Here is a 24,942-nt window from a genome sequence, read left to right as displayed (position 1 = left end):
ACTTACCCTTCCGTGCGGCCCTTGCCGCCGTCATCCGTTTCGCGCAAGCCACGCAGGCGCTGCGCTTCCTCTACAACACGTTTGGCGAGTCCGCCAGAGGCCAGCGCCGCATGAATCACGGTTTGGCGCCCAAATGCCTGTCCTAACTCGTCCGCGGTCAGCCAACCGATGTATTTGCCAAAGTGCGGCGTACTGAGTTTCGACTTACCGCGCCCCGACCCATCAGTGGCCTGAAGCAGCACTTGCGCCTCTTCCCGGTCCAGCCACGTCTTGACCTTTTCGTAGCCCGCAACCGCGTCACCGGATTTGCGCGCCAGGCTGAGCAGTTCGATCACGCGGCGCGAGACCTGCTTTTCGACCTCACTTGCCAGATCCTGCGGCACCGTCACCTGCGCCTTGAAGCCACGTGCGAACAGCTTCTTGCCCACGGCCTTGTCCAGCGCAGCACGATCCGCCGCCACATAAACCCCACGTCCAGGCAGTTTCGCTGCGACGTCGGGATATACCTGACCGTCCGGCCCCGTCACAAAGCGTATCAACCCATATTTAGGCTGAACTTCGCCCGTGGCGATGCACTTGCGTTCAGGTCCCTCGGACCGATCCTTATGGACGCCACCGCGACCCATGTCAGCCACCCGAGGCCTGAGATCAGGCCTCGGCCTCCTCTTCAGCGATTTCGCCGTCTTCTTCGGCTTGCTCAAGCTCGGCCGGATCGACCCAGCCCAGCATGATCCGAGCTGTCATAACCAGATCCTGCGCTTCTTCCAGCGTTACGCCGAAAGGCTCCAGTACACCGTCATCCTTGATACGCTCGCCATCGACCGTGGTCCAGCCGCCTGCCAGTTCCCAGTCGGCGCAGGTCGCGAAGTCTTCCAGAGTTTTGACATCGTCCTTGGCCAGCGCCTCAACCATCTGGGGTGTCAGGCCTTCGAATTCAATAAGGCTATCCTCGGCGCCCAGCGCGCGCGCGGCGTCCAGAGCGGCCTTGGCCTGCGCCTCGAGGAATTCACGTGCGCGAGTCTGAAGCTCCTGTGCAGTGCCTTCGTCGACGCCGTCGATAACCAGAAGTTCTTCAATTTCCACATAGGCCACCTCTTCGAGGTTGGTGAACCCTTCCGAAACCAGCAGTTGAGCAAAGAACTCGTCCAGGTCCAGACTTTCCATGAACAGCTGGGTGCGGGCTTCGAACTCCTTCTGACGACGCGCCGATTCCTCGGCCTCGGTCATGATGTCGATGTCCAGACCGGTCAGCTGGCTGGCCAGACGCACGTTCTGACCGCGGCGGCCGATGGCCAGCGACAGCTGTTCCTCGGGCACCACAACTTCGATCTTGCCGGCTTCTTCGTCCAGAACCACCTTGGAGACCTCGGCGGGCTGCAGCGCGTTCACCAGGAAGGTCGGCTGATCTTCGTTCCACGGGATGATGTCGATTTTCTCGCCCTGCAATTCGTTCACAACGGCCTGCACACGGCTGCCGCGCATACCAACGCAGGCACCGACGGGGTCGATCGAACCGTCATACGAAATCACGGCAATCTTGGCGCGCGAACCGGGGTCACGGGCCACGGCCTTCACCTCGATGATGCCGTCATAGATTTCCGGCACTTCCATCTTGAACAGCTCGGCCATGAACTCCGGTGCGGTGCGCGACAGGAAGATTTGATGACCACGCACTTCGCGGCGGACTTCTTTGATGTAGGCACGCACGCGGTCGTTCGGGCGATAGCTTTCGCGACCGATCTTGTCATTGCGGCGCAGAACGGCCTCGGCACCGCCCAGATCGACGATGACATTGCCGAATTCTTCGCGCTTGACCGCACCGTTGATGATGGTGCCGGCACGGTCCTTGAATTCTTCGTACTGACGGTCGCGTTCCGCCTCGCGAACTTTTTGCAGGATCACCTGCTTGGCGGACTGGGCAGCAATACGGCCCATTTCGACCGGAGGTACTTCTTCAACGAAGACGTCACCAACTTCGGGCGATTCCATGTACTGACGCGCCTGCTCGACGGTCATCTCGGCCTGGTAGTTTTCCAGTTCCTCTTCCTCGACCACGGTGCGGACGCGGGTAAAGGTCGCCTTGCCGGTCTTGCGGTCGATCGACACGCGGATGTCCATTTCCGCGCCGTAACGGCTCTTGGCGGCACGGGCGAGCGATTCCTCCATCGCTTCGACAACCAGACCGGGGTCGATCATCTTTTCGCGGGCCACGGCCTCGGCGGTCTGCAGCAGCTCCAGCTGGTTGGCTGAGGTGATTGCCATCAGTTCGTCTCCTCTTCGGACCCTTCGGTCTCAATCTCGTCGAAAGCGTTTTCGTTCAGGGCACCGGCGTCTTTGCGCTGGCGCAGCATTTCCTTGATCAGATCATCGGTCAGGACCAGCTTGGCATCGCTCAGCCAGTCGAATTGCAGACCGATTGTGATCGTCTCATCCCCCTCGGGGATATTGATCAGAACCTCATCCCCTTCAATCCCGGCCAACTCACCCTTGAAACGGCGGCGGCCGTCGATCAGTTCAGCGGTTTCGATCTTGGCCTCATACCCCTCGAACATCTCAAAATCCTTGAGACGGGTCAGGGGGCGGTCGATGCCCGGGCTGGATACCTCAAGCGTATAGGCGTCCAGGATCGGGTCCTCAACGTCCAGCGTGGCGCTGACCGCGTTCGAAATCTCGGCGCAGTCATCCACTTCGATGCCGCCATCAGGCTTGTCCGCCATGATTTGCATCGTGGTGGTCTTGCCGCTCATCAGGCGGATACGGACGAGTTCATACCCCAGATCCTCGATCACGGGGGTGATGATCTCGGCCAGTCGCCGGTCGATGGCCGCTTTGGCTATCAGGTCGTTTGTCATCTGGTGCTCTACCCTTCGAACGGGCACAAAAAAACGGGCGCGCGGCCCGTCGATCTTTTCCGGTGGAGCCCCGGACCGAAGCCCGACACGCCGCTGTTGAAACTGCATATACGCAGGATGATCCGAGTCTGCAAGGCGAATGTCCGATATTGTTTTATTCCGCGTCAGACCACCCTTCGTCACGATGCGTTCCATCGCAGAACGGCTTGTTGCCTGACTTGCCGCATCGGCACAGTACAAACTTGCTCTGACACGCGCCTTTCGCTTTCAGCTCCTCAGGGGGTTCGACACCCAGTACCCAATATGGACCATCCTTCTGTACCTCGATCTGCGCACGATCCGCGTACAGATGTTCCCGGATTTCGCCATCCCCTATCGCCAGCGCACCCGACGGGCAGGCCGAAACGACCTCGCGCACCTCGTCAATTGTACCTCGGTCGGGTTGAACCCATGGTTTTTGCGAAGGGCTGAAAATATTCGACGCCAGACGGCCGCACTCCGCCGCATGGGAGCATAACCGAGGATTGAAACTCACTGTCACGGCTTCACCGCGATATCCGATAATCTTGTCAGGTCCGGCCGGTGTTCCACCGTGGCTTTCAAATCCAACCTTGGCATGCGTCCCGTCGCAAAACGGTTTGTTCCCCGAATGCCCGCAGCGACACAAAGCCATGACCTGCTTGATTTCGACCTCCGCTCCGGCGGCATCGCGCATCGAATGAAGGTGTTTGACAATCAGTGGGCCGTTTTCACGTTCTTCGATCGTGGTTGTCTCGGACATGTGCATATCCTCCCCTTACAGGCTGAGGGTAGTGAAGTGCACCTGCTTGTCAAATTTGTATGCAGAGGCTTTAGACGAGCCACCATCTTTCGGCCAGTCGCCCATCGTCCAGCGCGCGACCTTGTCCCAACTGGCGCGGCATCCCGACGTTGGAAGAAACCGCGATGGCCATCTCGACCTCGGAAGGGTGAAATCGCAATCCGCGTGTGCCAACCAGACCTGTCTGGTCAGGAAAGGCCGCGACGTCCACATAACCGTCACGCAATGCTTCAGCGCGAACACGCGCATCGGGGATAACGATCACCTCAAATGTATCGGCCCAGCCAGCCTGACCGTCCTTGTAGTGTCCTTCGACCCTGCGCCCCAGGAAATGGCGGTCGTCTTCGGCACGCTCAACGCGATAGCAGCCAGTGCCATTGGCCGTATGCAGCGGAGACACATCCTGACCCGCGCGGGTGATGACAAACCGGCTGTCGGCCAACTGGAAGGGCAGACCCGGATTGCCGTCGGCCAGTTCCAGACGCAAACGATTTGGCGCCAGCGGCTCGGCCTGTCCGACTTCGGTCAGAACGGCCATGACATCGGCGATCTCCAACGGCGCGCCATCATGAAACACGGGTCCTTCGCGCAGATCAAAACTCCAGACCCGTGCCTCAGAATCTGTTTGCCAACCTGTCGCCAATTCCCCGCGCAGTGTTCCGTCGGGTGCAATCTCGGTCAATGTATCGAACACAGCGCCGCGCGCGACCTGATCCAGACTGTCGTCTCGCGGCACGGCCAGGCGCAAGGTACCTCCGGTCTTTGGCGTGTCGGCCAAAGAGGCACCGGTCGCCGCCAGCAGTGCTGCGGCAGCACCCGATGCAAACAAGGCACGACGGTCGATCCGGGTCATATCACACCCTCCGCCACACGATCCATGATACGCACCAGTTCGGCACTGATGCCCGGTTCGGACAAAGCGTGCCCGGCATGGCGCACCATCTTCAACTCGGCATACGGCCAGCGATCAGACAAATCCCATGCGGCCTGGGGCGGGCAGATCATATCATAGCGTCCCTGAACAATATGTCCCGGGATATGCGCGATTCGGTCCATTTGGTCCAGAATCTGCCCGTCCTTTTCGAGAAATCCGCCATTGATGAAATAATGGTTTTCGAGTCGCGCAAAGGTGCGCGCATATTCGCCCGGACTTTCGCCAATGGCACCGTTGGTATGGATCGACGCCAGCGAGTTTTCCCAATGTGACCATGCACGGGCGTAGAGAATCTCGGTCGCGCGATCTCCGGAAAACAAGCGTTTGTTATAGGCGGCTATCGTGTCGGACAGTTCGGTTTCTGGCAGCAGCGAAGTGAACTTTGCCCACTGTTCGGGCCAGAACCTGCCGGCGCCGCCGCCGTAGAACCATTTCAGCTCGGCTTGCGTCATCAGAAACACGCCGCGCAGCACCAGACGGCTCACCCGGTCCGGATGCGTCTGCGCATAGATCAGCGCCAGCGTCGCACCCCAGCTGCCGCCAAAGGCAATCCATTTCTCGATCTTGAACAGTTTGCGAAGCCGTTCGATATCCGCGACCAGATGCCAGGTCGTGTTGTCCTGAACCGAAGCCGTCGGTCGTGAACGCCCGCATCCGCGCTGATCGAACAGAATCACCCGATAGACCTGCGGATCAAAATACCGCCGCATCGCCGGGCTGCATCCACCGCCGGGACCGCCATGCAGAATGACAACGGGAATGCCGTCTGGGTTTCCGCACTGTTCCACATAGATACGATGCCCATCGCCCATATCGACCATGCGCTGATCGAACGGGTCGGTCGGCGGGTAAAGATATTGAACTGCGCGCTTTTGGTCCGGGTACTTGTCCATTATGGCCCTATATAGTCCTTAAGCGTAAAAGAGCACACGGAGACAGGAATGCAAGCGCATCCGAACACGGTGGACCCGTCCGAGATCGCAAAATTCGAAGCGATGGCCGCGGAATGGTGGGATCCGCACGGAAAATTCAAGCCCCTGCATATGCTGAATCCCTGTCGCCTGGACTATATCACACAGCAGATCGCGGGCGAATTTGACCGGGATTTAAAGGCTCCCAAACCGTTCGAGGGCCTGCGCCTGCTGGATATCGGCTGCGGCGGCGGGTTGCTGAGCGAACCGATGGCGCGCCTGGGCGCGACGGTGGTAGGAGCTGACGCGGCCGAAGGTAACCTGCCCGTCGCCCGTATCCATGCCGAGCAATCGGGGCTTGAGATCGACTATCGCCACACCACCGCCGAGGACATGGCCGCCGCAAGCGAACAATTCGACGTGGTTCTGAACATGGAAGTGGTCGAGCATGTGGCCAACCCCCTTGGCTTTCTGACCGCATCGCAGAACTTGCTGAAACCGGGCGGATTGCTGATCTGCTCGACCATCAACCGCAACCCGAAATCCTATGCGATGGCTATATTCGGGGCCGAGGTGGTGATGCGCTGGCTTCCACGTGGCACGCATGAATGGGACAAATTCATCACACCGGATGAGCTGTTCGACCTGCTGAGACAGGCCGGCCTGGAGCCCGTCGACCGCAAGGGGTTCGTGTTCAATCCGCTCCTCTGGAGCTGGTCGATTTCAGATCGAGATTTAAGCGTGAATTATGTAACCGCCAGCGTGAAGCCGGCCTAGTCGTCCTCGAGCTGCAACCGAAGGTCGCGCAGCACCGGCAAGGTGCTGCGGACGCGCTCGATCCCGAGCTTTCCGACCACGCGGTTGATCAGCGGCGCAATCGACGAAATCGCCTGATCCCGCGCGCGGCGACCGGCGGGGCTGATCGCGACCATCTTGCGGCGGGCGTCGTCCCAGTCGGGGCGGATGTGGATGTATCCGGCCCATTCCAGCTTGGCCAAAGTGTTGGTCATCGCCCCGCGCGTGACGTGGAAGGTGCTCGCCAGTTGCGCCGGGCTGCGTTCATCCCCGACAAAGGCCAGATGATTCAGCACCGAGAAATGAGAAATCTCCATGCCCTTGGGCAGCACTCGGCTCAGCCGGTTTCGCAATAGCTGATCGGCGGTCAGGATCTCGCTGAACAGCGTGACCGCAAGGGCATTGGTGTCGTCAGTCATGGTCCGGTTCTGGATCAGGGCCCGTCGAAAGGCCGCACGTGAGTCAGTGATGGCACACGACGGCGTGCCTCTGTCACAGAACTATCATCCAAATCGAAAAAGTGAATGCCCGGATCGGTGCCTGCGTCGATCAGCACCTCCCCCCAGGGGGCCACGACCATGCTACGGCCGTAGGTATATCGCGTCTTTCCCCGCGTTTTGGGGTGTTCCCCTGTCTGGGCCGGGGCAATCACCCAACAGCCGTTTTCAATAGCCCGGGCGCGCAACAACGATTCCCAATGCGCCGCGCCCGTAACCGGGGAAAAGGCCGCCGGGACGGTCAGGATGCGCGCACCTGCCTGCGCCAAAGCGGCATAGAGGTGCGGAAACCGGATGTCGTAACAGACGCTCAAGCCCACCTTGCCGAAGTCGGTTTCAGCTATCACCGCTCTGTCACCGGGGCGGTAATTCTTCGATTCGCGAAAGGTCTCGGATTCGGAAACCTGCACATCGAACATGTGGATCTTGTCGTATCGCGCCACGACCTGACCCTGCGGGTTGATCATAAAAGACCTGTTTGCAAAGCGCCCATCCGCATCGTGGGTCTTGATCCCAAGCGAGCCGATCAGCAGCCAGACGCCGAGCGCTGCGGCCTGATTGCGCAGACCTGCCAGCGTTGCGTCATCCTCTTCGTGCTGCAGGACCTGCCGCTGTCGTGTGGTGCTGGTCGACACGCAATTGGTCACTTCGGGCGTCAGGATGAAACGCGCACCCTTGTCAGCCGCCTCGGCCATCATCGCGCAGACCATAACCAGATTCCTGGCCGGTTCGTCCGACGATGTGATCTGCAGCAGCGCGGTTTTCATCAGGCGGCCAGCAGGCGGTCCAGCTTGCCCTGACGCTCCAGCTCATAAAGATCGTCGCAACCGCCGACATGTGTGGTGCCGATGAAGATCTGCGGCACGGTGCGTTTGCCTCCTGCGCGCTGAATCATCTCAGGCTTGCGTTTTGGATGCATCAACACATCGACTTCCAGATATTCGATGCCCTTCTGTTTCAGCAAGCGCTTGGCAGCGTGGCAATAGCCGCAAAGCGGCGAGGTGTAGATTTCAACCGGCTTCATATTCCGTCCCTTTGGGTTTCGCGCAATCTTCCGCGAATTAGGCATCCTTGGCAACGCGCGCCAGTGCCAACACGAAAATATGATTTGCCCCCGCTGCCTGACAGACACGGGTGCAGGCCGCCAGTGTTGCACCCGATGTCATGACATCGTCAACCAGCAGGATGTCCCGCCCCCTGATCCGGTCCTTCCGTTTTGGATGCGTGGCAATGGCATTTTGCAGTATTGCGTCTCGTTCCAGCGCCGATTTGCCGTCCAGTACCGGTGTGCGGACCTTGCGCACCAACAGATCCGGAACACACTCCTGACCAGTCTCCCGCCCCAGATGTTGCGCCAGCAGCGCCGACTGGTTGTACCGACGCTCGATCAGGCGCGACCAATGTAGTGGTACCGGCGCAATCAATATGTCCGGCCGGAAGATCTCACGCCCGACCCGTGCCATCCAGCGGGCGGCCGGACGCGCCAATTCCGGGCGATCACCATGTTTCAGCGCCAATACCAAAGTCCGCGCACGCCCCTGATACAGCAGCGCCGCGCGCCCCTCCTGCCATGGTCGTGGCGTCCGCAGGCAGTCATCACACTCGATCCGAAAATCATCCCGATCGCCAACAACGGGAATACCGCAGCTTTCACACACCGTTCCGCCGATAAATGGCGTATCGCGCCAACAAAGTCCGCAGAGGCCGAAGTCGGAGTCGGTCAGCCCACCGCAACTTAGACAACGCGGCGGATAAACCAGCTCTACAATGGTTTGAATCCCGCGCCGGATGCGATACTTGCGGCTTATGAAATTGCCTGCGTCCAATGCACCCTCATTGTTTGACCGATCTGTCATCCAGCAACGCCGCGCCCGCGTTCGGGACGAGGCCCTGTTCCTTCATCGCGCCGCCGTGGACGAGGTTCAGGATCGACTCTCCATGGTTAACAGAACCTTTACGGCGCCTGCGATTGTCAGCCCCTTTCCACAGGTTTGGGCCAATGTCCTGCCTGACGCACAGTTTGTTGCGGACGAAGACACGCTGGCGCTGACGCCCGGCGCGCATGATCTGGTGGTCCATGCGATGGCATTGCACTGCGCCAATGATCCCGTCGGTCAGCTCATTCAATGCCATCGTGCACTGCGTCCGGACGGGTTGCTTCTGGTTGTTTGTCTGGGAGGTGAAACCCTTAACGAATTGCGTGCGGCACTGGGGCAGGCCGAGATCGAGGTTTCCGGCGGTCTCAGCCCCCGAATCGCCCCCATGGCAGAACTGCGCGATCTGGGGTCGCTGCTGCAAAGGGCCGGACTGGCTTTACCGGTGGCCGATTCCATACCTCTGAAAGCCGAATACCGCGATATCTGGCATCTGATGCACGATCTGCGCGCGATGGGGGAAACCAACACCCTCTCCACACGCCTCAAACGGGCTACAAGGCGATCCGTTTTCGAAATGGCGCAGCAGGTCTACGCCTCTCACTTCACGGCACCCTCAGGCCGCCTGACGGCAACGTTCGAGCTGATCTGCCTGACGGGATGGTCGCCTGACGACAACCAACCCAAGCCGCTGCGACCAGGATCGGCCCAGATGCGTCTGGCCGACGCGCTTGGCACAAAAGAAGGCAAACTGTCCGATTGACGACCCGCCAATTCCCGTTATCTGAGGCCGGAACAGGATAAGTCAGGAAGCCCGACATGTTTGACGCCACACGCCCAACGCACGCGCCAGCCGATCACGCCAAGGTCAAAATGGGCCGTGTCGGTATCCTGTTGGCCAATCTGGGGACACCGGATGGCTTTTCGTATTGGCCGATGCGGCGGTATCTGAACGAGTTTCTGTCGGATAAGCGCGTGATCGACTACCCGGCGTGGAAGTGGCAACCGATCCTTCAGGGTATAATCCTGACCAAACGCCCATTCAGTTCGGGCGAGGCATACAAATCGATCTGGAATCACGACAAGGGCGAAAGCCCGTTGATGACCATCACCAAAGACCAGACAGCCAAGCTGCGTGATGCGATGCAATCGCGGTACGGCGACAGGGTCCTGGTGGATTTCTGCATGCGCTACGGCAATCCGTCGACCAAATCCAAGGTCCGGGAAATGGTGGCCGAAGGCTGTGATCGTATCCTGTTTTTCCCGCTTTACCCGCAATACGCCGGTGCCACGACAGCCACCGCAAACGATCAGTTCTTTCGCGCGCTAATGGAGGAAGCCTGGCAACCCGCCAGCCGAACGGTACCAGCCTATTTCGACGAACCCGCCTATATTGATGCGCTGGCGCAGTCTGTCGAACGGGCCTATGCAACCATGAAGACGCAGCCGGATATTCTGGTTTGCTCGTATCATGGCATGCCCGAACGCTATCTGCAGCAAGGTGATCCCTATCACTGCCAGTGCGTCAAGACGTCAAGGTTGCTGAAGGAGCGCCTCGGGTGGTCTGACGATCAGCTTGTCTCGACCTTTCAATCGCGGTTTGGCCCTGAGGAGTGGCTGAAACCGTACACGGTCGATCATGTGGCCGAACTGGCGCGTCAAGGTAAGAAGAACATCGCCGTGATCGCCCCGGCCTTTTCCGCGGATTGCATCGAAACATTGGAAGAGATCAATGAAGAGATCAAAGAAAGCTTCGAGGATGCGGGTGGTGAAACCTTCACATATATCCCGTGCCTGAACGACGAAGACACGCATATCGCGGCACTGGGCAAGGTGATCGAGAATAACCTGCGGGGCTGGTTGGACTGAACCCGCCCCGATCGGGCAAGAAAAAAGGCGGTGGATTTCTCCACCGCCTTTTTAGTTGATGAGTCTCGTCGACTTAGCCAGCTGCAACGGCTGCGGCAACAACAACCAGCAGGATCAGCGGCAGGAGAATACCCTGCGACGTGCCCTGGGTCTCTTCGACAACAACAGGTGCTTCAACAACCGGCTCTTCCAGGTTGCCTGCATATGCGGTCGAAGCAGCAGCAGTCAGAGCAGCAGCGAGAACGAGTTTCTTCATATTAACCTCCAGAATTTGCACGATTCCGTAAATCGAAACCGCACATCTAAGACTTACCTCGTGAGTTTTACTAATCAGCTATGCCCATGGATTGCAAATATAACTTGCAATGTAAGCAGGTTCGCGCGCGAAAGTGTCGTCAAATAAGCAACACTTGCGTGCCTACTTTCGCCATTCCGAACAGCTCGGCGATGTCTTCGTTGAACAGACCGATACAGCCATTCGACGAACGGCGACCGATTTTGCGCGTGTCATGGGTGCCATGGATGCGGTAGTACTTCCAACTCAGATATAAAGCGTGCGTTCCCAATGGGTTATCCGGACCCGGCGGAATATAGTCCGGCCATTCGGGGTTGCGCTTTTTCATCGAAGGTGTCGGTGACCAGCTTGGCCCCTCCACTTTGCGAATGACGCTGGTGCGTCCACGACGCGTCAATTCCTCGGTCAGCGGCACCGACGAGGGATAGAGTTTGTACACAGTTTGATCATCTGACCAATAATGCAGCGCCCGTGACACCGTATCGACCAGAATTGCGCCATTCTTGGTGTTCGAGAAATAAGGCTCCCAGCTCAGCGCGCGGAAACCCGAGATATTGCGGCGCACTTGCGGCTCCGGCTCTGGAGCGGGCCGCAATGGATCACCCGGGATGTATTGGGCCAAGGCCGGGGACGCCAGGCCCGCCGCCGCGCCTGCGATAAAACCGCGGCGTGTCGGTGAAATAATGCGCTTTTTGACCATGTCGGACGGTCCTTTGTATGTTCCGGTGCGAAATCCGGGTCATTTTATGGCCAGAATGCTTCAGTCGCAAATCAAACCGGCAGAATTATGCAAGGTTGCGCCAATGCACATTTGCCCCGGGCGGTCAGGCAAGCTATTTCCGGTATCGACACTAATATTGAGCCAAACATGACGCGTATTTTATCCATTCTCCTGCTGTGTTTCGCCACTCTGGCCGCCTGTACTGATTCGCGTGCGCCAACTCTGGGCGTCGATGGACAACCCTTGCCCACCGTTTACAAGATCCGCGGCAACCCTGAAAAGCTGCAGTTCCGAATGCTCGATTCGGTTAACGCGTTGCGTCAGGCGCAGGGTTTGCAGCCAGTGCAACTGAATGCGCAACTGAACGCAGCCGCGGCGACGCATTCCAAGGACATGGCCCGGCAAAACCGCCCTTGGCATTTCGGATCGGACGGATCGTCGCCGTTGGATCGGGCGGTCCGGGTCGGATACTTCGGAACATTCCTGGGCGAAGCAATTTCGGAGACCTATGAGACCGAAACCGAAACACTGGCCGCGTGGATGCAGGAACCAGGTCCCCGGGCCGTCATTCTGGACCCGAAGGCAACTCAGATGGGGTTTGCCTGGCATCAGGAAGGTGGCGGCAAGATTTGGTGGACCCTGGAAATGGGTGCGGGCGGTTAAGCCCAGAGCACTTCAAAATGACAAAGCCCCCGAAAAACGGGGGCTTTTTCGTTGGAAGGTTTTCTGGCTGATCAGGCCGCTTGCATGGACTGCGCCTCAGTCAGGATCGCGTACAGTTTGACCGGATCAGGGTTGGCCCGCAATTTGGCGCAGACCGTCTGATCGCGCAACGTTCGGGACACCAATGCCAGCGCCTTTAGATGGTCAACCCCGGCCTCCTCAGGCGCAAACAGAGAAAACGCCAGATCCACAGGCTGCCGGTCAACCGAACCGAAATCCAGCGGCTTTTCGAGAAGAACGAAAACACCGGAAACCGCGTCCAACTCGGTCAGGCGCGCATGCGGCAGGGCCACCCCATGCCCGACACCCGTCGGCCCAAGGCTTTCACGTTCAAGCAGACTATCGACGATTATCTGCGCATCCAATCCAAGGGTTGCCGCGCCGACATCGCCAATTTCCTGAAACAGCCGTTTCTTGCTGGAAGCCGCAGACAATACACGCACTGCTTCGGGCTTCAGTATGCTCGAAAGCTCCATGATTACGCTCCTCGGCTATGCCCCCGCTGTACGCGAGAGCGTGCCGTTCTTCCTTGCCTATTACGGATCGATCCAGCCGATATTGCCGTCATCCCGACGGTACACGACATTCAACCCATCCTTGTTCTCGTTCCGGAACACCAGCACCGGGGCACCCGCAAGTTCCATTTGCATCACGGCCTCACCAACACTCAGCGATGGGATCTTGGTTTCCATCTCAGCCACAATCATAGGCTGCAGAGAATCGGGCTCGTCAGCCGTCTCCGACTCGTCAGAGGCGAGGATATAAGAGGACGCGCCAAAGAGTTCAACCGGCTCGGACCGGTCCTTGTGGTGATCCTTCAGGCGACGCTTGTAGCGGCGCAACTGTGTTTCCATTTTATCGCAGCATGCCTCAAACGCCGCGTAAATTTCGGTTGCGTGGGCCTTGGCCTGAGCGGTCAGGCCGGTCGACAGATGTACGGTGGTTTCGCATACATATTCATGCGCTGAACGGGAAAAGACGACGTTGGCGTCCGTCGGGCGCTGGGCATATTTGCCAACAGCCTCGTTCAGCTCGGACTGCACATGAGTCTGCAGGGCTGTGCCGATGTCGATCTGTTTTCCGCTGATTTGGTAACGCATGTGATCTCCTTCACAATTCACACCCATTCTGACGCCGCGATGCGCGACTGACTTGTTTTTATCGGGTGGGGGGTAACGACATTTTTTGCGGTTGTCTCCGAACTGGCCCTTCAAAGAAGGGACATCGAGATCCAGACTGGAACCGAAGAAATGCCATGGACCAATTGAGACAAGAGCCGGGGGAAGAGTCAATCAAAACAGGTGTGTATATACGCGATTTCCGGCATGCGCTGGGCGCATTTCTGCGTAACATCATGAAATACGGAAGTTTTCGCCCAGATAAACCCGGCGTACGTTTTCGTTTTCGACCACTTCGTCCGGGGTGCCGGACATCAATACCTGACCGTCGTGAAGGATATAGGCGCGATCCACAATTTCGAGCGTTTCCCGGACGTTATGGTCGGTGATCAGCACACCGATACCGCGTTTTTTCAGATCGGCGACCAGATGGCGGATGTCACCCACGCTGATCGGATCAACACCCGCAAACGGTTCGTCCAGAAGCAGATATTTCGGATCGGCCGCCAGGCAACGGGCGATTTCGACCCGCCGACGTTCACCCCCCGACAGCGCAAGCGCCGGTGCTCGCCTCAGATGCTCGATCGAGAAGTCCGACAACAGCTCTTCCAGCCGTTCCTTGCGGCGGTGTGTGTGTTTGACGGTGATGTCCAGTACGGCCGCAATGTTGTCTTCGACGCTCATGCCGCGAAAGATCGACATTTCCTGTGGCAGGTATCCTATTCCCATGCGCGCACGGCGGTACATCGGCAAAGTCGTGACGTTCTGACCGTCAATGGTGACAGTCCCGGCCTCGGGAAAAACCAAACCCGCGACCGAATAGAACGTTGTTGTCTTCCCGGACCCGTTCGGTCCCAGCAATGCCACAACTTCCGAACGGCCCAGCGTCATGGACACATCGCGGATGACGGTTTTCTTGCGGTAGGACTTTCGCAGCTTCTCGATCTTCAGACCGGAAGTGCCCTCGGCAATGGACAGGTTCGGGCGGTTCATCAATTGCCACCCGGTTGCAGAATGGTTTTGACCCGGCCTGACATTGTCGCAGTCCCCGTGGTCAGATTCGCGATCATCTGATCGCCGCTGATAACACTTGGTCCCTGGGTCAAAAGAACGTTGCCGTTCATCCTGATCACGCCGGAATCGATGGTGTATTCTGCCCAGTCACCTTCGGCCGCGTCGGGGGGGCTGACAAGAACCACGTTCTCGGTCGCCTCCAGCCGATCGATGGCCGAGCGGTCGTTGTTGTAGATAACCAGCACACGTTCGGCCGTCAGACGCATTTCCCCCTGAACGACAATGACATTACCCTGAAACTCGGCTGATCCGTCCGCTTGATTCATGTTCAGCGTTTCGGACGTAACCTCGACCGGCAAAGTGGGGTCGGCCTTGACCGCCCCGAAGGCCACCTGCGCCTCTTGCGCCGATGCCGGGACTGCGCCACTTGCCAAAGCGATACAAATTGCAGCTACACGTAAATCAAACACAGGTTATCTTTCAGCTTTCTGTGGCTCGTATATCAGCTTCACGCCGTCTGTAAAAAGAATATGGACCGGCCCGCCTTCTTTTTCCGTCCCAAAAGTCATGCGTCCGGCGGTAAAGTCTCCGATCGGGCCGGTTCCATCGATCTGTCCGGGCGTGTCGCCGCGAACTTCGTCCAGCGACGTGTTGAGCAAGTCCGTCGTGACCCGGATACCATCCGCCGTGGTGATCACGACTTCCCCGACAAAAGTCGCGGTGCCCTTGTCCGGGCGGATCGATCCCGAATTGGATTCCAGCACTATGGCGCCACCGTTGTTCAGCCCATAACGTCCGTGAAGCTCTGACGCCGTCGGGACGGAGTTTTCGTTGCCCTGCGTGGCACGCTCGGCCACAACCTGGATTTCTTCGCCTTTGCTGGTCACACCCTTGTAGTTCGGGTTCGTGACTGCCTGATTGGCCAGTCGATCATCAATCGCTTCGCGCGAAAACGGTACCGAGACGTTGGTCTCGATACTGCGCGACAGCAGGAAGACCGTGGACAGCAAGATGATCGCCGTCAGTGGCAGCACCACTTTGAGGAACTGCACCCATCTGGAATGGCGATCCACGGCGACCTCCCTCAGCCCAACCCGACGCGCAGGCAGTCGTGGATGTGCAGCAGGCCCTGCGCCTGCCCCGGCATGTCAGCATCGACAACAAAGAGCGAAGTGATTTTCCGGTCATTCATGATTGCCACGGCCTCTTCGGCCAGCGCACCCGGGGCAATGGTGGTCGGTTTCTCGGTCATGACCTGTTCTGTGGTTTTTTCCAGCAGACCGTCCATATGGCGCCGCAGGTCGCCGTCGGTGATGATCCCCACCAAATGCCCTTGCGCGTCTGTCACCCCGGCTACACCAAATCCTTTTTGGCTGATCTCGATCAGGGCATCACTCATAGCGGTATGGGCTTGTACCAGTGGCAACGCTGCTCCGGAATGCATCAGGTCGCGCACAGTGCTCAACCGCGCTCCAAGCTTGCCGCCAGGGTGGAAGGCGCGGAAATCTTCAGGTTTAAAATCGCGGTATTTCATCAGCGCAATCGCCAATGCATCCCCCATCGCCAATGTCAGCGTTGTCGAGATCGACGGCACCATGCCAAACCCACAGGCTTCCCCCATAGCAGGAATCAGCAGATGTACGTCGGCCTGTTTCATCAACGTGCTTTCAGGCTTGCTGGACAGGCCAATCAACGGAATGCCAAAGCGGCGGGTGAAAGCCAGCAAGTTTGCCAGCTCTGGCGCTTCGCCCGAGTTCGAAATGGCCAGAACCACATCGCCCTTGGACACCATTCCCAGATCACCATGGCTGGCCTCGGCCGGATGCACGAAATAGGCCGGCGTACCGGTGCTGGCCAGCGTGGCGGCAATCTTGTGGCCGATATGGCCTGATTTTCCGATACCGCTGATGATGATGCGCCCGGTTGCTTGCAGGATCAGCTGCACGGCCTTGGCAAAGTGCTCGTCCAGGCTGTCGGCCAGCACGTCCAGCGCGCGGGCTTCATCGGTGACGACCTGACGGGCAGTTCGCAGGAATGCTTCGGTATCGGTCATGAGTGCGCAAAGATATCCGTTTCGGGCCAACCGGCGAGGTCGAGTTTCGCACGCATCGGCAGGAAGTCAAAACAGGCCTGAGCCATCTCGGTCCGGCCTTCGCGTTCAAGACGCGCATTCAGACCGTCGCGCAGCTGGTGCAGGTAAAGCACGTCGGACGCGGCATATTCCAGTTGCGCCTCGGACAGAGTTTCGGCGCCCCAATCGCTCATCTGCTGCTGTTTCGAGATATCGACGCCCAGCAATTCCTGGCACAGGTTCTTCAGCCCGTGCCGGTCGGTGTAGGTGCGCACGAGACGGCTGGCAATCTTGGTGCAATAGACCGGAGCTGCCAGCGCACCGAACGTATGGTACATGGCGGCGATGTCAAAGCGGCCAAAATGGAACAGCTTCAACACGTCCGGATTTTCAAGCATGGCGCACAGGTTGGGCGCTTTGGTCTGTCCCATTTCCACCTGAATGATATGGCTGTCGCCGTCACCACCGGACATCTGGATAACGCATAGCCGATCCCGGTGAGGGTTCAGACCCATGGTTTCGCAATCGATGGCCACAACAGGACCCAGGTCCAGCCCGTCCGGCAGGTCGTTTTTGTACAGATGGTTCGCCACGGAAATATCCTTCAAACACTTTCGCCCCGAAATAGGGGGTTTGGAGATCAAACTCAACGCCATCCGACCATTGAAGGGGGGCAGGTGATGTGATCTTGACTCGATCCTCTAGGGGGGGATAGGGATAATCATGACTAAACGCACCCATCAATCCCATCCCAGGGTGGCCGCACGGCTGAAGCGCGCGCACGGGCATTTGGCCAAGGTCCTTGCGATGCTGGACAATCACGCGCCCTGTGCGGACATCGCGCAGCAGCTCTTTGCCGTGGAAAAAGCCATAACCAACGCAAAACGCGTCCTGATTCACGACCACATTGAAAACTGTCTGACGTCCGATACCGAAAGCGGTGGGATCGAAGACTTCAAGACCATCACAAAGTATCTCTGAACGATGCTCAGCATTCTCAGCAACCGAGTGTACCGTCACCTTCTGGCCGCGCAGGTTGTTGCGTTGACCGGAACAGGGCTGGCGACTGTCGCGCTGGGTCTGCTGGCATTTGATCTGGCCGGCGACGCCGCGGGTCTGGTGCTGGGTACGGCGCTGACCATAAAGATGGTCGCCTATGTCACCGTTGCTCCGGTTGCTGCTGCCTTTGCCGAACGACTGGACCGGCGCAGGATGCTGGTTGTGTTGGATCTGGTGCGTGCTGCAGTGGCGTTGTGTTTGCCCTTTGTCACCGAGGTCTGGCAGGTCTATGTGCTGATTTTCATGCTGCAATCGGCATCGGCAGGATTCACACCGACCTTTCAGGCCACCATCCCCGACGTCCTGACGGACGAGAGGGACTACACCAAGGCTCTGTCCCTCTCGCGACTGGCCTATGACCTTGAAAGCCTGCTCAGCCCGATGCTGGCGGCGGCTGTGCTGCTGATTGTCAGTTTTGACAGTTTGTTCTGGGGAACAGGCATTGGGTTTGTCGCCTCGGCGCTTCTTGTGGTTTCGGTCGCGCTGCCCTCTCCCAAGCCGGGCAAACCGCGCGGTATCTATGACCGCACCACCCGAGGAATTCGCATCTACCTGAATACGCCCCGTTTGCGAGGGCTTCTGGCCCTGAGCTGGAGCGCGGCGGCACTCAGTTCGATGGTGATCGTAAACACTGTGGTCATTGTACGAAGCGATCTGGGCCTGTCCGAAAGCGCCGTTGCCATCGCACTGGCCGGGTTTGGGGGCGGCTCGATGCTCGCTGCCTTTGCACTGCCAAACCTTTTGGAGCGGTTCGAGGATCGCAAAGTCATGATGACTGGTGCCGCCTTTGGCATTGCGGCCATGGCTGCGGCGGCCATATTGGCGGCGGCAGTACCCTTGTCGCTTGGTCTTTTGACAATTCTCTGGGCTTGCACCGGGTTTGGCTATTCGGCCACACTGACCCCTTCCGGGCGGTTGCTGACACGTTCGGCCCAGCCCGAAGACCGGCCGGCCGTTTTTGCCGCCCAGTTCACTCTTTCTCACGGATGCTGGCTGGCGTTGTATCCACTGGCCGGTGGGCTGATGACCGGGCTCGGCGCCACTGCGGCGCTGGCGTGGATGACGACCTTTTCTATCCTGGGATTGGTCGCAGCTCTGATCATTTGGCCACGCCGTGATGATGCGCCTGTCGAGCACGAACACCCCGACCTGCCGCGGGATCATCCGCATATCGCCGGCGACAGACCGCACTCTCATCCAATCATCATCGACGATTTGCACCCGCGGTTTCCGCACAAACCTTGAGCCCGGATCGCGACCTGTTCTAAACAGCGAAAACCCCGCCCGAAACGGAGCACGCATGGACTCGCTTGACCGCCGTATCATTGCCGCACTGCAAAACAACGCTCGCGCTTCGACGACGCATATTGCCGCGACGTTGGGTGTCGCGCGCACGACCGTTCACGAACGTATCAGCCGGATGGAAGAACGTGGCGTGATTGCCGGCTATTCAGTGATTTTGGGCGAGACCGAAGATACGCCACGGGTTCAGGTCGTTGTCCTGCTGGAGGTGCAGCAAAAGGAAACCAACCGCATCATAAAGCGGCTCGAGGCTTACCCGGAGGTCAAACTATGCCTGTCGATCAATGGCGAGTTCGACCTTCTTCTGTCAGCGGAAGCCCCCCGTATCGAAGATCTCGACATTCTGGTGGATGACCTCGCCCGGATACCCGGCGTTCTGCGCACCAATACAAGCGTGGTCTTTGGTCGCCGGATCGACCGAAACTGAGGCCGCGCTAACCCTCTGTAAACCGAAAACTGGCTAGCTTGTCCCGGATTGATCAAAACCCCGGACCGGCAGAATGCCCCACGCAAAGACCTTGATATTTCTCATGCTGGCGCAGGTATTTGCGCCGCTTTGTGCGTTGGCTGCTCCTATTTCTGATTCGGTCGGTATCTGCGATCAGGCCGCGAGACGCGCGGCACAATCCGAAGGGGTGCCTCTGGATGTGCTGAGGGCAATTACCCGCGTTGAAACCGGGCGCGTGCAAGGCGGACGGCTGGAGCCCTGGCCCTGGGCCGTCAATGTCGAAGGGCAAGGGTATTGGTTCGGGTCCGAGGCTGAAGCCAAAGCCTACGTCTTCGACATTTTCAGATCCGGCACACGCAGCTTCGATGTCGGCTGTTTTCAGATCAACTACCGCTGGCACGGCAAGGCGTTTCAATCGATCGACGCCATGTTTGATCCGGCGGAAAACGCAGGCTACGCTGCCCGCTTTCTCAAGCAGCTGCATACCGAGCTGGGATCGTGGGCTGCTGCGGCCGGGGCCTATCATTCCCGCACACCAAATCTGGCCGCCGCGTATTCCGGCCGGTTTCAAATGGTTCTGACGCAGCTGGACGGCGCACCTACGGAGCATTCCACTCAGGCTTCGCGCGACCCGTTCACACAGCCAGCCACGCCGTTGATACCCGAGTGGGGCGCCGAAACCCGACAGAGCACGCTCGGCTCTCTGGTACCCGCATCTGGTTCTGTTGCCGCCTTCATCGCCTTCAATTAGGAGCCGCACGTGCCCCGGATCGACATCCGCACCCTGTTCTCGCCAACAGTCCTTCTGGCCATAGCCCTGATGACAGTCATCGTGATGATGATCCTCCCCATGCCGGCCTGGGTTCTGGACGTCGGGCTGGCGGCCTCGTTCGCGCTGGCGATCCTGATCTTCACCCTGACCCTGTTTATCGAACGACCGCTGGATTTTTCGTCCTTCCCGACAATACTGCTGGCCTCTCTGATGCTGCGCCTGTCGCTGAACGTGTCCTCGACCAAGCTGATCATCGGTCAGGGTCACACAGGCACCAATGCGGCAGGCGACGTCATCGAAGGCTTTGCCCAGTTCGTCATGGGCGGCAGCATATTCCTCGGTCTCGTGGTGTTCGGCGTGCTGCTCATCGTGAATTTCATGGTGATCACCAAGGGTGCCGCCCGCATGGCCGAGGTCGGGGCCCGCTTTGCACTGGACGGGATGCCCGGCAAACAGTTGGCCATCGACAGCGACATGTCCGCCGGAGCGATCGATCACCAGCAGGCCAAGGAACGGCGCGAGCGCGAGCAACAGGAGACGACCTTCTTCGGCTCGCTCGACGGGGCGTCGAAATTCGTCAAGGGCGATGCAGTCGCGGGGCTGTTGATCACCTTGCTGAACCTCGTAATGGGTCTGGTAATGGGGGTGATCGTGCACGGCATGCCGGTCGCGTCGGCCTTTGAAACCTACGCGATCCTGACGGTCGGTGACGGGTTGGTGTCACAAATCCCGGCCGTGATCATCTCAATTGCTTCGGCTCTCCTGCTGGCCCGTGGGGGAACACAAGGGGCAACCGACAATGCCATTTTCTCGCAGCTTGGACGGCACCCGGCGGCGTTGGGCACGGTTGCCGTTCTTATGGTGCTGTTTGCACTGGTCCCCGGGCTGCCCTTTTTGCCTTTCATTCTGGGGGCGGGCGTGCTGGGTTACGCCGCCTATTCTGTACAACGCGCTCAAAAAGCGCAGGAGCTGGCCAATCAATCGCCCGAGGCGGAAGCGGACACATCTGTCTCGCAAGCGATCGGCGATGTTCTGGATCTGGACGATGTGCATCTGGAATTTGCGCCAGATCTGGTCAGCATGGTGCTGGATCCGGGAACGGGGCTGGACGCGCGGATCGCCAATATGCGGACCTATGTTGCATCCAGCTATGGGCTGATCCTGCCCGAGATTCGCCTGACAGATCGCGCCGAACTGCCCACTGGCACCTACGTGATCAAGGTTCAGGGTGTGGAACAGGCGCGCGGTGTTCTGAATTCCGATCTGGTTCTGGCCTTGGTGCAGGATGGCCATGAGCTGCTACCAGACGGAACCGATGTAACCGAACCGGTCTATGGTGCCCCAGCCCGTTGGATTCTACCCAAGGATCAGGAGGCCGCCGCCCTGAACGGTGCCACCATCGTCACACCGCCCGAGATTCTGGCGACCCATCTGCTGGAAATCATCAAACAGAATTTCTCGCGCCTGCTGACGCTGAAGTCACTGCGCCGCCTGCTGTCCGAGATGACCCGCCTCAGCGATCCGATCCGGGCTGAAGCCAACCGCAAGCTGCTGGACGAGCTGATCCCCGACAAGGTGCCAATCGATACGCTGCACGCGGTGCTGCGCCTGCTGCTGGATGAGAGGGTCTCGATCCGCAATATGGCCCTGATCCTGGAAAGCGTGGCCGAGGCGCGCCTGACCACCACACAGCCAGAGGGCATTTGCGAACTGGTGCGCCAGCGGCTGGGTTTTCAACTCGTTGCCGATATGAAACGTGAGGACGGGTCGATCCCGCTGATCCAGCTGGCCCCAGAATGGGAGGATACGTTCACCACCTATCAGATCGACGCGCCCAATGCCGGTCTTGATGTTGCCCTGCCGCCCAACCTGTTCAACAAACTGGCCGATGGCGTTGTCGCCAGTGTTGCGCAATCTGCTGATCACGGGCTGTTCCCGGCGATTGTAACGTCAACCCGGCGGCGCCGGTTACTGCGCACGATCATGCATGCGCGTGGGGTGTCAAACCCCGTCCTGTCATTCGAGGAAATAGGCCTCGAAGCGCGGCCCGCGCTGGTCGGAACGGTGCCTGCATGATTGCCTTGCCGACAGAGTTGCTGGCTCAGTTGGGGGATGGCCTCTTGCATGTCTTTACCGTGTTTCTGCGGATCTCTGCACTGGTTTCGGTACTGCCGGCCTTTGGTGAACGCAGTATCCCGCGGCAGGTGAAACTGGGAATTGCGGCGGCTTTCACACTGATCGTGACACCGGCAATTCCATTACCTGTCAGCCAACAGAATTTGATTTCGACGGTCGGCTTGATCGGCACCGAGATACTGATCGGTTTGGCGTTGGGCATCGGATTGCGCTTGTTTGTGCTGGCCCTTCAGACTGCAGGTTCGATCGCGGCGCAAGCCACATCGCTGTCCCAGATTCTGGGCGGGGCGGCGGCCGATCCGGTTCCGGCGATGGGATATTTGCTGACTTTGGCTGGCCTGACTTTGGCCGTTTTGATGGGTCTGCATATCCGCGCGGCACAATTCATGGTGTTCAGCTACACCTTGTTTCCGGTCGGAGCCACACCCGCAGCCCCGGATCTGTCGCATTGGGGCGTTCAGCAAATCTCACGCAGTTTTGGCCTGGCCTTCTCCCTGGCGACCCCGTTTGTCATCGCCTCGCTGATTTACAACCTTGCGCTGGGGGTCATTAACCGGGCCATGCCACAGCTCATGGTGGCCTTCGTCGGCGCCCCGGCCATTACCTTTGCGGGCCTATTTCTTCTCTTTGCCGGAACACCTCTTATCCTGTCCGTCTGGTCCGATGCGCTGATTGTGTTTCTCCAGAATCCGTTGGGACGACCACGATGAGCGGACAGGACGATGACAGTGACAAGTCATTTGAGCCGACGCCACAAAAGCTGCAAAAGGCTCGGAAGAAGGGAGAGGTGGCCAAGTCCAACGACCTTTCTGTGGTTGCCGCCTATTCCGGATTGTTGATCGCGTTGCTGGCAGCAGGACATTATTCGGTAGAACGCCTTGGATCAGTATTCGTGGCTCTGGTTGACCAGCCCGAGCAGTTTTCCAACCTGCTCACCACTGGGCCTTCCTTCGGCCCGGTTGGTGGCTTGTTGAAGGCGACGCTTGTCCCGGTGTCCCTGTTGTTTGCGATCCCGGCTGTGGCTGTCCTGCTAAGCCTGATCGCCCAGCGCGCGCTTGTCTTTGCGCCCGACAAGCTCAAGCCGCGCGCATCACGAATTTCGATCCCATCAAATGCCAAAAACAAGTTTGGTCGGGGCGGTCTGTTCGAATTCGCAAAGAGTTTTGTCAAACTGCTGATCTATGGCGCTTGCCTGACATTTTTTTTGCACGCGAACCTTTCCGAGATCCTGTCAGCCAGCGCTGCGCCTGCTCGCTCTTCGATCCTGCTGATGATGAACCTTCTGTTTCGCTTCCTGTTCATCGTGATCGCCATTGCATTGGGAATCGGTGCTGTCGACTATCTTTGGCAGCACGCCGAACACATGCGCAAGAATCGGATGTCACGAAAGGAGATTCAGGACGAAACCAAGGATGCCGAAGGCGATCCTCACGTCAAACAACATCGCCGTCAGCGGGCGCAGGACATCGCATCCAATCAGATGATGGCCGATGTTCCGAAGGCTGACGTCGTTATTGTCAATCCGACGCACTACGCAGTCGCGCTGAAATGGTCGCGCGCCGCCGGCACTGCGCCAGTTTGTGTTGCCAAGGGGCTGGATGAAGTTGCGGCCGCCATAAGATCATCTGCCGGCGAGGCAGGTGTGCCCATTCATTCCGACCCGCCAACCGCACGAGCGCTGCATGCCACTGTCGAAATTGGGCAGGAGATCGCCGAAGAACACTATCGCCCCGTAGCCGCTGCAATCCGGTTTGCCGAAGCAATGCGAAAACGGGCAAAGGAGCAGATCGCATGACCCGCGCCCGGATCTCCGACCTCGCCGCAGTGACCGAAGCCGCCTTTCAGAAAGAATTTCAACAGCTTCGCCCGCTACTTCAAAAAGAGGCGAGCGTACAGCGGGAATTGGCGCGCCTGAGCGCTCAGCTTTCTCAGGTGCGATCAGAAGGTGATCAGACGGAAGGTTATCGGGTCACGGGCAGCGACATGCTCTGGCATGGATGGGAATCGGCAACCCGTCGCCAGCTGAATATCGAACTTGCCAGGCTGCGCGCGCAAAAACTGGCCGCGATCGAGAACTTGCGTAAGGCATTTGGCCGGAAACGGGCTGTCGATGATCTATTGCAGCAGGAGCTCGTCAAGAGACGGCTGTCACAACAGGGCACGTGGATATCGCAAATCATCGAATAGATCGACAGAACTAGGGGTGCAATCAGTGCAAGGTGATCTACGTATCCTGTCTGGCAACGCTCATGATCAGAACGCGGGAAACGTCTTCGCCCAGGTCTTTGCGGGCAACCTCCAGCAATGCATTGCGCAGTGTGGTCAGATTGTCGGACTGCGTGAACGCACCGTCAAAACCGCCGATATTGGCGTGGTCGAACAGCACTTGTAGAAACCCGTCCCGCAGTTTGGGCTCTATCTCGTAGAAGGATTCCGCAAGACCTGGGCTCACTTCGAGGCTGAGGGACATCGTGACCAACGCGGAGATCTCGTCATCTGCTACGACAGGAACCACGAATTGCTTTGTTAGCTTCAGGTATTCGAACTGGGCGGATTTTTCGTTTTCCTTGAACTTTGCAGAGTTACCTTTTCCCGGCTTGACTTCGGCAGTGTCTTTACCGGCCGCGGCCAGCGCCTTGTTTGCTGGCTTCAGCACATTCCCTGCACCGACACCAACGGCGAGGCCTGCGGTCAGAAAGACAATAGGTACAAGCTTTTTCAGCACGTCGGC

32 protein-coding genes are annotated in these 24,942 nt (G+C 58.7%); 12 read left to right on the top strand and 20 right to left on the bottom strand.

Annotation, left to right across the window (positions count from 1 at the left end):
- Positions 1-2 precede the first annotated feature (2 nt).
- The 6 genes from AC2TDJ_RS02715 to pip all read right to left on the bottom strand — a co-directional run bounded on the left by AC2TDJ_RS02715 (position 3) and on the right by pip (position 5,499).
- Entirely contained in the window at positions 3-626 is a 624-nt protein-coding gene (locus tag AC2TDJ_RS02715; protein WP_480840200.1) for an RNA-binding protein, read from the bottom strand.
- Positions 627-648: 22 nt separating this feature from the next.
- Complete coding sequence (nusA, locus tag AC2TDJ_RS02710) at positions 649-2,262, bottom strand: transcription termination factor NusA (RefSeq protein WP_480838987.1); 1,614 nt, start codon at positions 2,260-2,262, stop codon at positions 649-651.
- Entirely contained in the window at positions 2,262-2,852 is a 591-nt protein-coding gene (gene rimP / locus AC2TDJ_RS02705; RefSeq protein ID WP_058282170.1) for a ribosome maturation factor RimP, read from the bottom strand. Before rimP ends, nusA begins: the two co-directional genes overlap by 1 nt.
- 154 nt (positions 2,853-3,006) lie before the next feature.
- A complete protein-coding gene (locus tag AC2TDJ_RS02700) occupies positions 3,007-3,633 on the bottom strand; it encodes a CDGSH iron-sulfur domain-containing protein (RefSeq protein WP_480838985.1) in 627 nt (208 codons plus the stop codon).
- Between the two features lie 70 nt (positions 3,634-3,703).
- Positions 3,704-4,525 (bottom strand): ABC transporter substrate-binding protein, encoded by an 822-nt coding sequence (locus AC2TDJ_RS02695; protein ID WP_480838983.1) that lies wholly within the window; start codon positions 4,523-4,525, stop codon positions 3,704-3,706.
- Positions 4,522-5,499, bottom strand: coding sequence for a prolyl aminopeptidase (gene pip / locus AC2TDJ_RS02690; RefSeq protein WP_480838981.1), 978 nt, complete (start codon positions 5,497-5,499; stop codon positions 4,522-4,524). Before pip ends, AC2TDJ_RS02695 begins: the two co-directional genes overlap by 4 nt.
- 48 nt (positions 5,500-5,547) lie before the next feature.
- On the opposite strand from pip, the gene ubiG reads away from it, so the two are divergent.
- Positions 5,548-6,294: a bifunctional 2-polyprenyl-6-hydroxyphenol methylase/3-demethylubiquinol 3-O-methyltransferase UbiG gene (gene ubiG, locus AC2TDJ_RS02685; protein WP_480838979.1), complete on the top strand. Its 747-nt coding sequence runs from the start codon at positions 5,548-5,550 to the stop codon at positions 6,292-6,294.
- Here the strand turns inward: ubiG and AC2TDJ_RS02680 are convergent.
- Genes AC2TDJ_RS02680 through AC2TDJ_RS02665 form a run of 4 tightly spaced genes read right to left on the bottom strand, consistent with a single transcriptional unit; the run spans position 6,291 to position 8,665 of the window.
- Positions 6,291-6,731 carry a MarR family winged helix-turn-helix transcriptional regulator gene (locus AC2TDJ_RS02680; protein WP_480838977.1) on the bottom strand — a complete coding sequence of 147 codons (441 nt, stop codon included), beginning with the start codon at positions 6,729-6,731 and terminating at the stop codon, positions 6,291-6,293. The two genes, ubiG and AC2TDJ_RS02680, sit on opposite strands and share 4 nt — an antisense overlap.
- Before the next feature lie 14 nt (positions 6,732-6,745).
- Positions 6,746-7,576 carry a carbon-nitrogen hydrolase family protein gene (locus AC2TDJ_RS02675; protein ID WP_480838975.1) on the bottom strand — a complete coding sequence of 277 codons (831 nt, stop codon included), beginning with the start codon at positions 7,574-7,576 and terminating at the stop codon, positions 6,746-6,748.
- A complete protein-coding gene (grxC, locus tag AC2TDJ_RS02670; RefSeq protein WP_480838973.1) occupies positions 7,576-7,833 on the bottom strand; it encodes a glutaredoxin 3 in 258 nt (85 codons plus the stop codon). Before grxC ends, AC2TDJ_RS02675 begins: the two co-directional genes overlap by 1 nt.
- 37 nt (positions 7,834-7,870) lie before the next feature.
- Positions 7,871-8,665: a double zinc ribbon domain-containing protein gene (locus tag AC2TDJ_RS02665; RefSeq protein ID WP_480838971.1), complete on the bottom strand. Its 795-nt coding sequence runs from the start codon at positions 8,663-8,665 to the stop codon at positions 7,871-7,873.
- Here AC2TDJ_RS02665 and AC2TDJ_RS02660 point away from each other — a divergent pair.
- A complete protein-coding gene (locus AC2TDJ_RS02660; protein WP_480838969.1) occupies positions 8,616-9,446 on the top strand; it encodes a class I SAM-dependent methyltransferase in 831 nt (276 codons plus the stop codon). The genes AC2TDJ_RS02665 and AC2TDJ_RS02660 overlap by 50 nt on opposite strands.
- 56 nt (positions 9,447-9,502) lie before the next feature.
- A complete protein-coding gene (gene hemH / locus AC2TDJ_RS02655) occupies positions 9,503-10,552 on the top strand; it encodes a ferrochelatase (protein ID WP_480838967.1) in 1,050 nt (349 codons plus the stop codon).
- A 73-nt stretch (positions 10,553-10,625) separates the two neighbouring features.
- Here the strand turns inward: hemH and AC2TDJ_RS02650 are convergent, their stop codons facing one another.
- Positions 10,626-10,808 carry a hypothetical protein gene (locus tag AC2TDJ_RS02650; protein WP_480838965.1) on the bottom strand — a complete coding sequence of 61 codons (183 nt, stop codon included), beginning with the start codon at positions 10,806-10,808 and terminating at the stop codon, positions 10,626-10,628.
- A 139-nt stretch (positions 10,809-10,947) separates the two neighbouring features.
- Complete coding sequence (locus tag AC2TDJ_RS02645; RefSeq protein ID WP_480838964.1) at positions 10,948-11,547, bottom strand: L,D-transpeptidase; 600 nt, start codon at positions 11,545-11,547, stop codon at positions 10,948-10,950.
- A gap of 168 nt (positions 11,548-11,715) precedes the next feature.
- Here AC2TDJ_RS02645 and dalA point away from each other — a divergent pair, with 168 nt between their 5' ends.
- Positions 11,716-12,231, top strand: coding sequence for a divisome-associated lipoprotein DalA (gene dalA, locus AC2TDJ_RS02640; RefSeq protein ID WP_480838962.1), 516 nt, complete (start codon positions 11,716-11,718; stop codon positions 12,229-12,231).
- Positions 12,232-12,302: 71 nt separating this feature from the next.
- Here dalA and AC2TDJ_RS02635 read toward each other — a convergent pair whose 3' ends face one another.
- The 7 genes from AC2TDJ_RS02635 to AC2TDJ_RS02605 all read right to left on the bottom strand — a co-directional run bounded on the left by AC2TDJ_RS02635 (position 12,303) and on the right by AC2TDJ_RS02605 (position 17,087).
- Positions 12,303-12,767 carry a PTS sugar transporter subunit IIA gene (locus tag AC2TDJ_RS02635; RefSeq protein WP_480838960.1) on the bottom strand — a complete coding sequence of 155 codons (465 nt, stop codon included), beginning with the start codon at positions 12,765-12,767 and terminating at the stop codon, positions 12,303-12,305.
- Between the two features lie 60 nt (positions 12,768-12,827).
- Positions 12,828-13,391, bottom strand: a complete 564-nt coding sequence (gene hpf / locus AC2TDJ_RS02630) for a ribosome hibernation-promoting factor, HPF/YfiA family (protein WP_480838958.1) — start codon at positions 13,389-13,391, stop codon at positions 12,828-12,830.
- A gap of 252 nt (positions 13,392-13,643) precedes the next feature.
- Positions 13,644-14,402: an LPS export ABC transporter ATP-binding protein gene (gene lptB, locus AC2TDJ_RS02625; RefSeq protein WP_480838956.1), complete on the bottom strand. Its 759-nt coding sequence runs from the start codon at positions 14,400-14,402 to the stop codon at positions 13,644-13,646.
- Entirely contained in the window at positions 14,402-14,893 is a 492-nt protein-coding gene (locus AC2TDJ_RS02620; RefSeq protein WP_480838954.1) for an LptA/OstA family protein, read from the bottom strand. Before AC2TDJ_RS02620 ends, lptB begins: the two co-directional genes overlap by 1 nt.
- Before the next feature lie 3 nt (positions 14,894-14,896).
- A complete protein-coding gene (locus AC2TDJ_RS02615; protein WP_480838952.1) occupies positions 14,897-15,496 on the bottom strand; it encodes an LPS export ABC transporter periplasmic protein LptC in 600 nt (199 codons plus the stop codon).
- An 11-nt stretch (positions 15,497-15,507) separates the two neighbouring features.
- Positions 15,508-16,476, bottom strand: a complete 969-nt coding sequence (locus AC2TDJ_RS02610) for a KpsF/GutQ family sugar-phosphate isomerase (protein ID WP_480838950.1) — start codon at positions 16,474-16,476, stop codon at positions 15,508-15,510.
- Positions 16,473-17,087 carry a ribonuclease D gene (locus AC2TDJ_RS02605; RefSeq protein WP_480838948.1) on the bottom strand — a complete coding sequence of 205 codons (615 nt, stop codon included), beginning with the start codon at positions 17,085-17,087 and terminating at the stop codon, positions 16,473-16,475. The genes AC2TDJ_RS02610 and AC2TDJ_RS02605 overlap by 4 nt, the downstream gene beginning before the upstream one ends.
- Positions 17,088-17,217: 130 nt before the next feature.
- Between AC2TDJ_RS02605 and AC2TDJ_RS02600 the strand changes: the two genes are divergently transcribed.
- The 8 genes from AC2TDJ_RS02600 to AC2TDJ_RS02565 all read left to right on the top strand — a co-directional run bounded on the left by AC2TDJ_RS02600 (position 17,218) and on the right by AC2TDJ_RS02565 (position 24,398).
- Entirely contained in the window at positions 17,218-17,475 is a 258-nt protein-coding gene (locus AC2TDJ_RS02600) for a metal-sensing transcriptional repressor (RefSeq protein WP_480838946.1), read from the top strand.
- Between the two features lie 3 nt (positions 17,476-17,478).
- On the top strand, positions 17,479-18,798 hold the full coding sequence (locus AC2TDJ_RS02595) for an MFS transporter (RefSeq protein WP_480838944.1): 1,320 nt from the start codon (positions 17,479-17,481) through the stop codon (positions 18,796-18,798).
- A 55-nt stretch (positions 18,799-18,853) separates the two neighbouring features.
- The gene (locus AC2TDJ_RS02590) at positions 18,854-19,282 is read left to right on the top strand and encodes an Lrp/AsnC family transcriptional regulator (RefSeq protein ID WP_480838942.1); all 429 of its coding nucleotides are present in this window, start codon (positions 18,854-18,856) and stop codon (positions 19,280-19,282) included.
- A gap of 73 nt (positions 19,283-19,355) precedes the next feature.
- Positions 19,356-20,054, top strand: a complete 699-nt coding sequence (locus tag AC2TDJ_RS02585; protein ID WP_480838940.1) for a transglycosylase SLT domain-containing protein — start codon at positions 19,356-19,358, stop codon at positions 20,052-20,054.
- A gap of 69 nt (positions 20,055-20,123) precedes the next feature.
- Positions 20,124-22,151 (top strand): flagellar biosynthesis protein FlhA, encoded by a 2,028-nt coding sequence (gene flhA / locus AC2TDJ_RS02580; RefSeq protein WP_480840198.1) that lies wholly within the window; start codon positions 20,124-20,126, stop codon positions 22,149-22,151.
- Complete coding sequence (locus AC2TDJ_RS02575; protein ID WP_480838938.1) at positions 22,148-22,921, top strand: flagellar biosynthetic protein FliR; 774 nt, start codon at positions 22,148-22,150, stop codon at positions 22,919-22,921. Before flhA ends, AC2TDJ_RS02575 begins: the two co-directional genes overlap by 4 nt.
- Positions 22,918-24,006: a flagellar type III secretion system protein FlhB gene (gene flhB / locus AC2TDJ_RS02570; RefSeq protein WP_480838936.1), complete on the top strand. Its 1,089-nt coding sequence runs from the start codon at positions 22,918-22,920 to the stop codon at positions 24,004-24,006. Before AC2TDJ_RS02575 ends, flhB begins: the two co-directional genes overlap by 4 nt.
- On the top strand, positions 24,003-24,398 hold the full coding sequence (locus AC2TDJ_RS02565; protein ID WP_480838934.1) for a hypothetical protein: 396 nt from the start codon (positions 24,003-24,005) through the stop codon (positions 24,396-24,398). The genes flhB and AC2TDJ_RS02565 overlap by 4 nt, the downstream gene beginning before the upstream one ends.
- A 37-nt stretch (positions 24,399-24,435) precedes the next feature.
- Here the strand turns inward: AC2TDJ_RS02565 and AC2TDJ_RS02560 are convergent, their stop codons facing one another.
- Complete coding sequence (locus AC2TDJ_RS02560; protein WP_480838932.1) at positions 24,436-24,936, bottom strand: flagellar basal body-associated FliL family protein; 501 nt, start codon at positions 24,934-24,936, stop codon at positions 24,436-24,438.
- Between the last annotated feature and the right edge of the window lie 6 nt (positions 24,937-24,942).

The sequence above is a fragment of the Ruegeria sp. HKCCD6647-2 genome (assembly GCF_057221075.1).
The sequence above is the reverse complement of the archived record's forward strand: the minus strand, read 5'-3'. Positions and strand labels throughout refer to the sequence as shown.

What these genes read in the sequence shown, in the direction of transcription:
- AC2TDJ_RS02715 (WP_480840200.1), bottom strand. Translation starts at nt 626, where the DNA reads ATGGGTCGCGGTGGCGTCCATAAGGATCGGTCCGAGGGACCTGAACGC.
- nusA (WP_480838987.1), bottom strand. Translation starts at nt 2,262, where the DNA reads ATGGCAATCACCTCAGCCAACCAGCTGGAGCTGCTGCAGACCGCCGAG.
- rimP (WP_058282170.1), bottom strand. Translation starts at nt 2,852, where the DNA reads ATGACAAACGACCTGATAGCCAAAGCGGCCATCGACCGGCGACTGGCC.
- AC2TDJ_RS02700 (WP_480838985.1), bottom strand. Translation starts at nt 3,633, where the DNA reads ATGTCCGAGACAACCACGATCGAAGAACGTGAAAACGGCCCACTGATT.
- AC2TDJ_RS02695 (WP_480838983.1), bottom strand. Translation starts at nt 4,525, where the DNA reads ATGACCCGGATCGACCGTCGTGCCTTGTTTGCATCGGGTGCTGCCGCA.
- pip (WP_480838981.1), bottom strand. Translation starts at nt 5,499, where the DNA reads ATGGACAAGTACCCGGACCAAAAGCGCGCAGTTCAATATCTTTACCCG.
- ubiG (WP_480838979.1), top strand. Translation starts at nt 5,548, where the DNA reads ATGCAAGCGCATCCGAACACGGTGGACCCGTCCGAGATCGCAAAATTC.
- AC2TDJ_RS02680 (WP_480838977.1), bottom strand. Translation starts at nt 6,731, where the DNA reads ATGACTGACGACACCAATGCCCTTGCGGTCACGCTGTTCAGCGAGATC.
- AC2TDJ_RS02675 (WP_480838975.1), bottom strand. Translation starts at nt 7,576, where the DNA reads ATGAAAACCGCGCTGCTGCAGATCACATCGTCGGACGAACCGGCCAGG.
- grxC (WP_480838973.1), bottom strand. Translation starts at nt 7,833, where the DNA reads ATGAAGCCGGTTGAAATCTACACCTCGCCGCTTTGCGGCTATTGCCAC.
- AC2TDJ_RS02660 (WP_480838969.1), top strand. Translation starts at nt 8,616, where the DNA reads ATGAAATTGCCTGCGTCCAATGCACCCTCATTGTTTGACCGATCTGTC.
- AC2TDJ_RS02665 (WP_480838971.1), bottom strand. Translation starts at nt 8,665, where the DNA reads ATGACAGATCGGTCAAACAATGAGGGTGCATTGGACGCAGGCAATTTC.
- hemH (WP_480838967.1), top strand. Translation starts at nt 9,503, where the DNA reads ATGTTTGACGCCACACGCCCAACGCACGCGCCAGCCGATCACGCCAAG.
- AC2TDJ_RS02650 (WP_480838965.1), bottom strand. Translation starts at nt 10,808, where the DNA reads ATGAAGAAACTCGTTCTCGCTGCTGCTCTGACTGCTGCTGCTTCGACC.
- AC2TDJ_RS02645 (WP_480838964.1), bottom strand. Translation starts at nt 11,547, where the DNA reads ATGGTCAAAAAGCGCATTATTTCACCGACACGCCGCGGTTTTATCGCA.
- dalA (WP_480838962.1), top strand. Translation starts at nt 11,716, where the DNA reads ATGACGCGTATTTTATCCATTCTCCTGCTGTGTTTCGCCACTCTGGCC.
- AC2TDJ_RS02635 (WP_480838960.1), bottom strand. Translation starts at nt 12,767, where the DNA reads ATGGAGCTTTCGAGCATACTGAAGCCCGAAGCAGTGCGTGTATTGTCT.
- hpf (WP_480838958.1), bottom strand. Translation starts at nt 13,391, where the DNA reads ATGCGTTACCAAATCAGCGGAAAACAGATCGACATCGGCACAGCCCTG.
- lptB (WP_480838956.1), bottom strand. Translation starts at nt 14,402, where the DNA reads ATGAACCGCCCGAACCTGTCCATTGCCGAGGGCACTTCCGGTCTGAAG.
- AC2TDJ_RS02610 (WP_480838950.1), bottom strand. Translation starts at nt 16,476, where the DNA reads ATGACCGATACCGAAGCATTCCTGCGAACTGCCCGTCAGGTCGTCACC.
- AC2TDJ_RS02600 (WP_480838946.1), top strand. Translation starts at nt 17,218, where the DNA reads ATGACTAAACGCACCCATCAATCCCATCCCAGGGTGGCCGCACGGCTG.
- AC2TDJ_RS02595 (WP_480838944.1), top strand. Translation starts at nt 17,479, where the DNA reads ATGCTCAGCATTCTCAGCAACCGAGTGTACCGTCACCTTCTGGCCGCG.
- AC2TDJ_RS02590 (WP_480838942.1), top strand. Translation starts at nt 18,854, where the DNA reads ATGGACTCGCTTGACCGCCGTATCATTGCCGCACTGCAAAACAACGCT.
- AC2TDJ_RS02585 (WP_480838940.1), top strand. Translation starts at nt 19,356, where the DNA reads ATGCCCCACGCAAAGACCTTGATATTTCTCATGCTGGCGCAGGTATTT.
- flhA (WP_480840198.1), top strand. Translation starts at nt 20,124, where the DNA reads ATGACAGTCATCGTGATGATGATCCTCCCCATGCCGGCCTGGGTTCTG.
- AC2TDJ_RS02575 (WP_480838938.1), top strand. Translation starts at nt 22,148, where the DNA reads ATGATTGCCTTGCCGACAGAGTTGCTGGCTCAGTTGGGGGATGGCCTC.
- flhB (WP_480838936.1), top strand. Translation starts at nt 22,918, where the DNA reads ATGAGCGGACAGGACGATGACAGTGACAAGTCATTTGAGCCGACGCCA.
- AC2TDJ_RS02565 (WP_480838934.1), top strand. Translation starts at nt 24,003, where the DNA reads ATGACCCGCGCCCGGATCTCCGACCTCGCCGCAGTGACCGAAGCCGCC.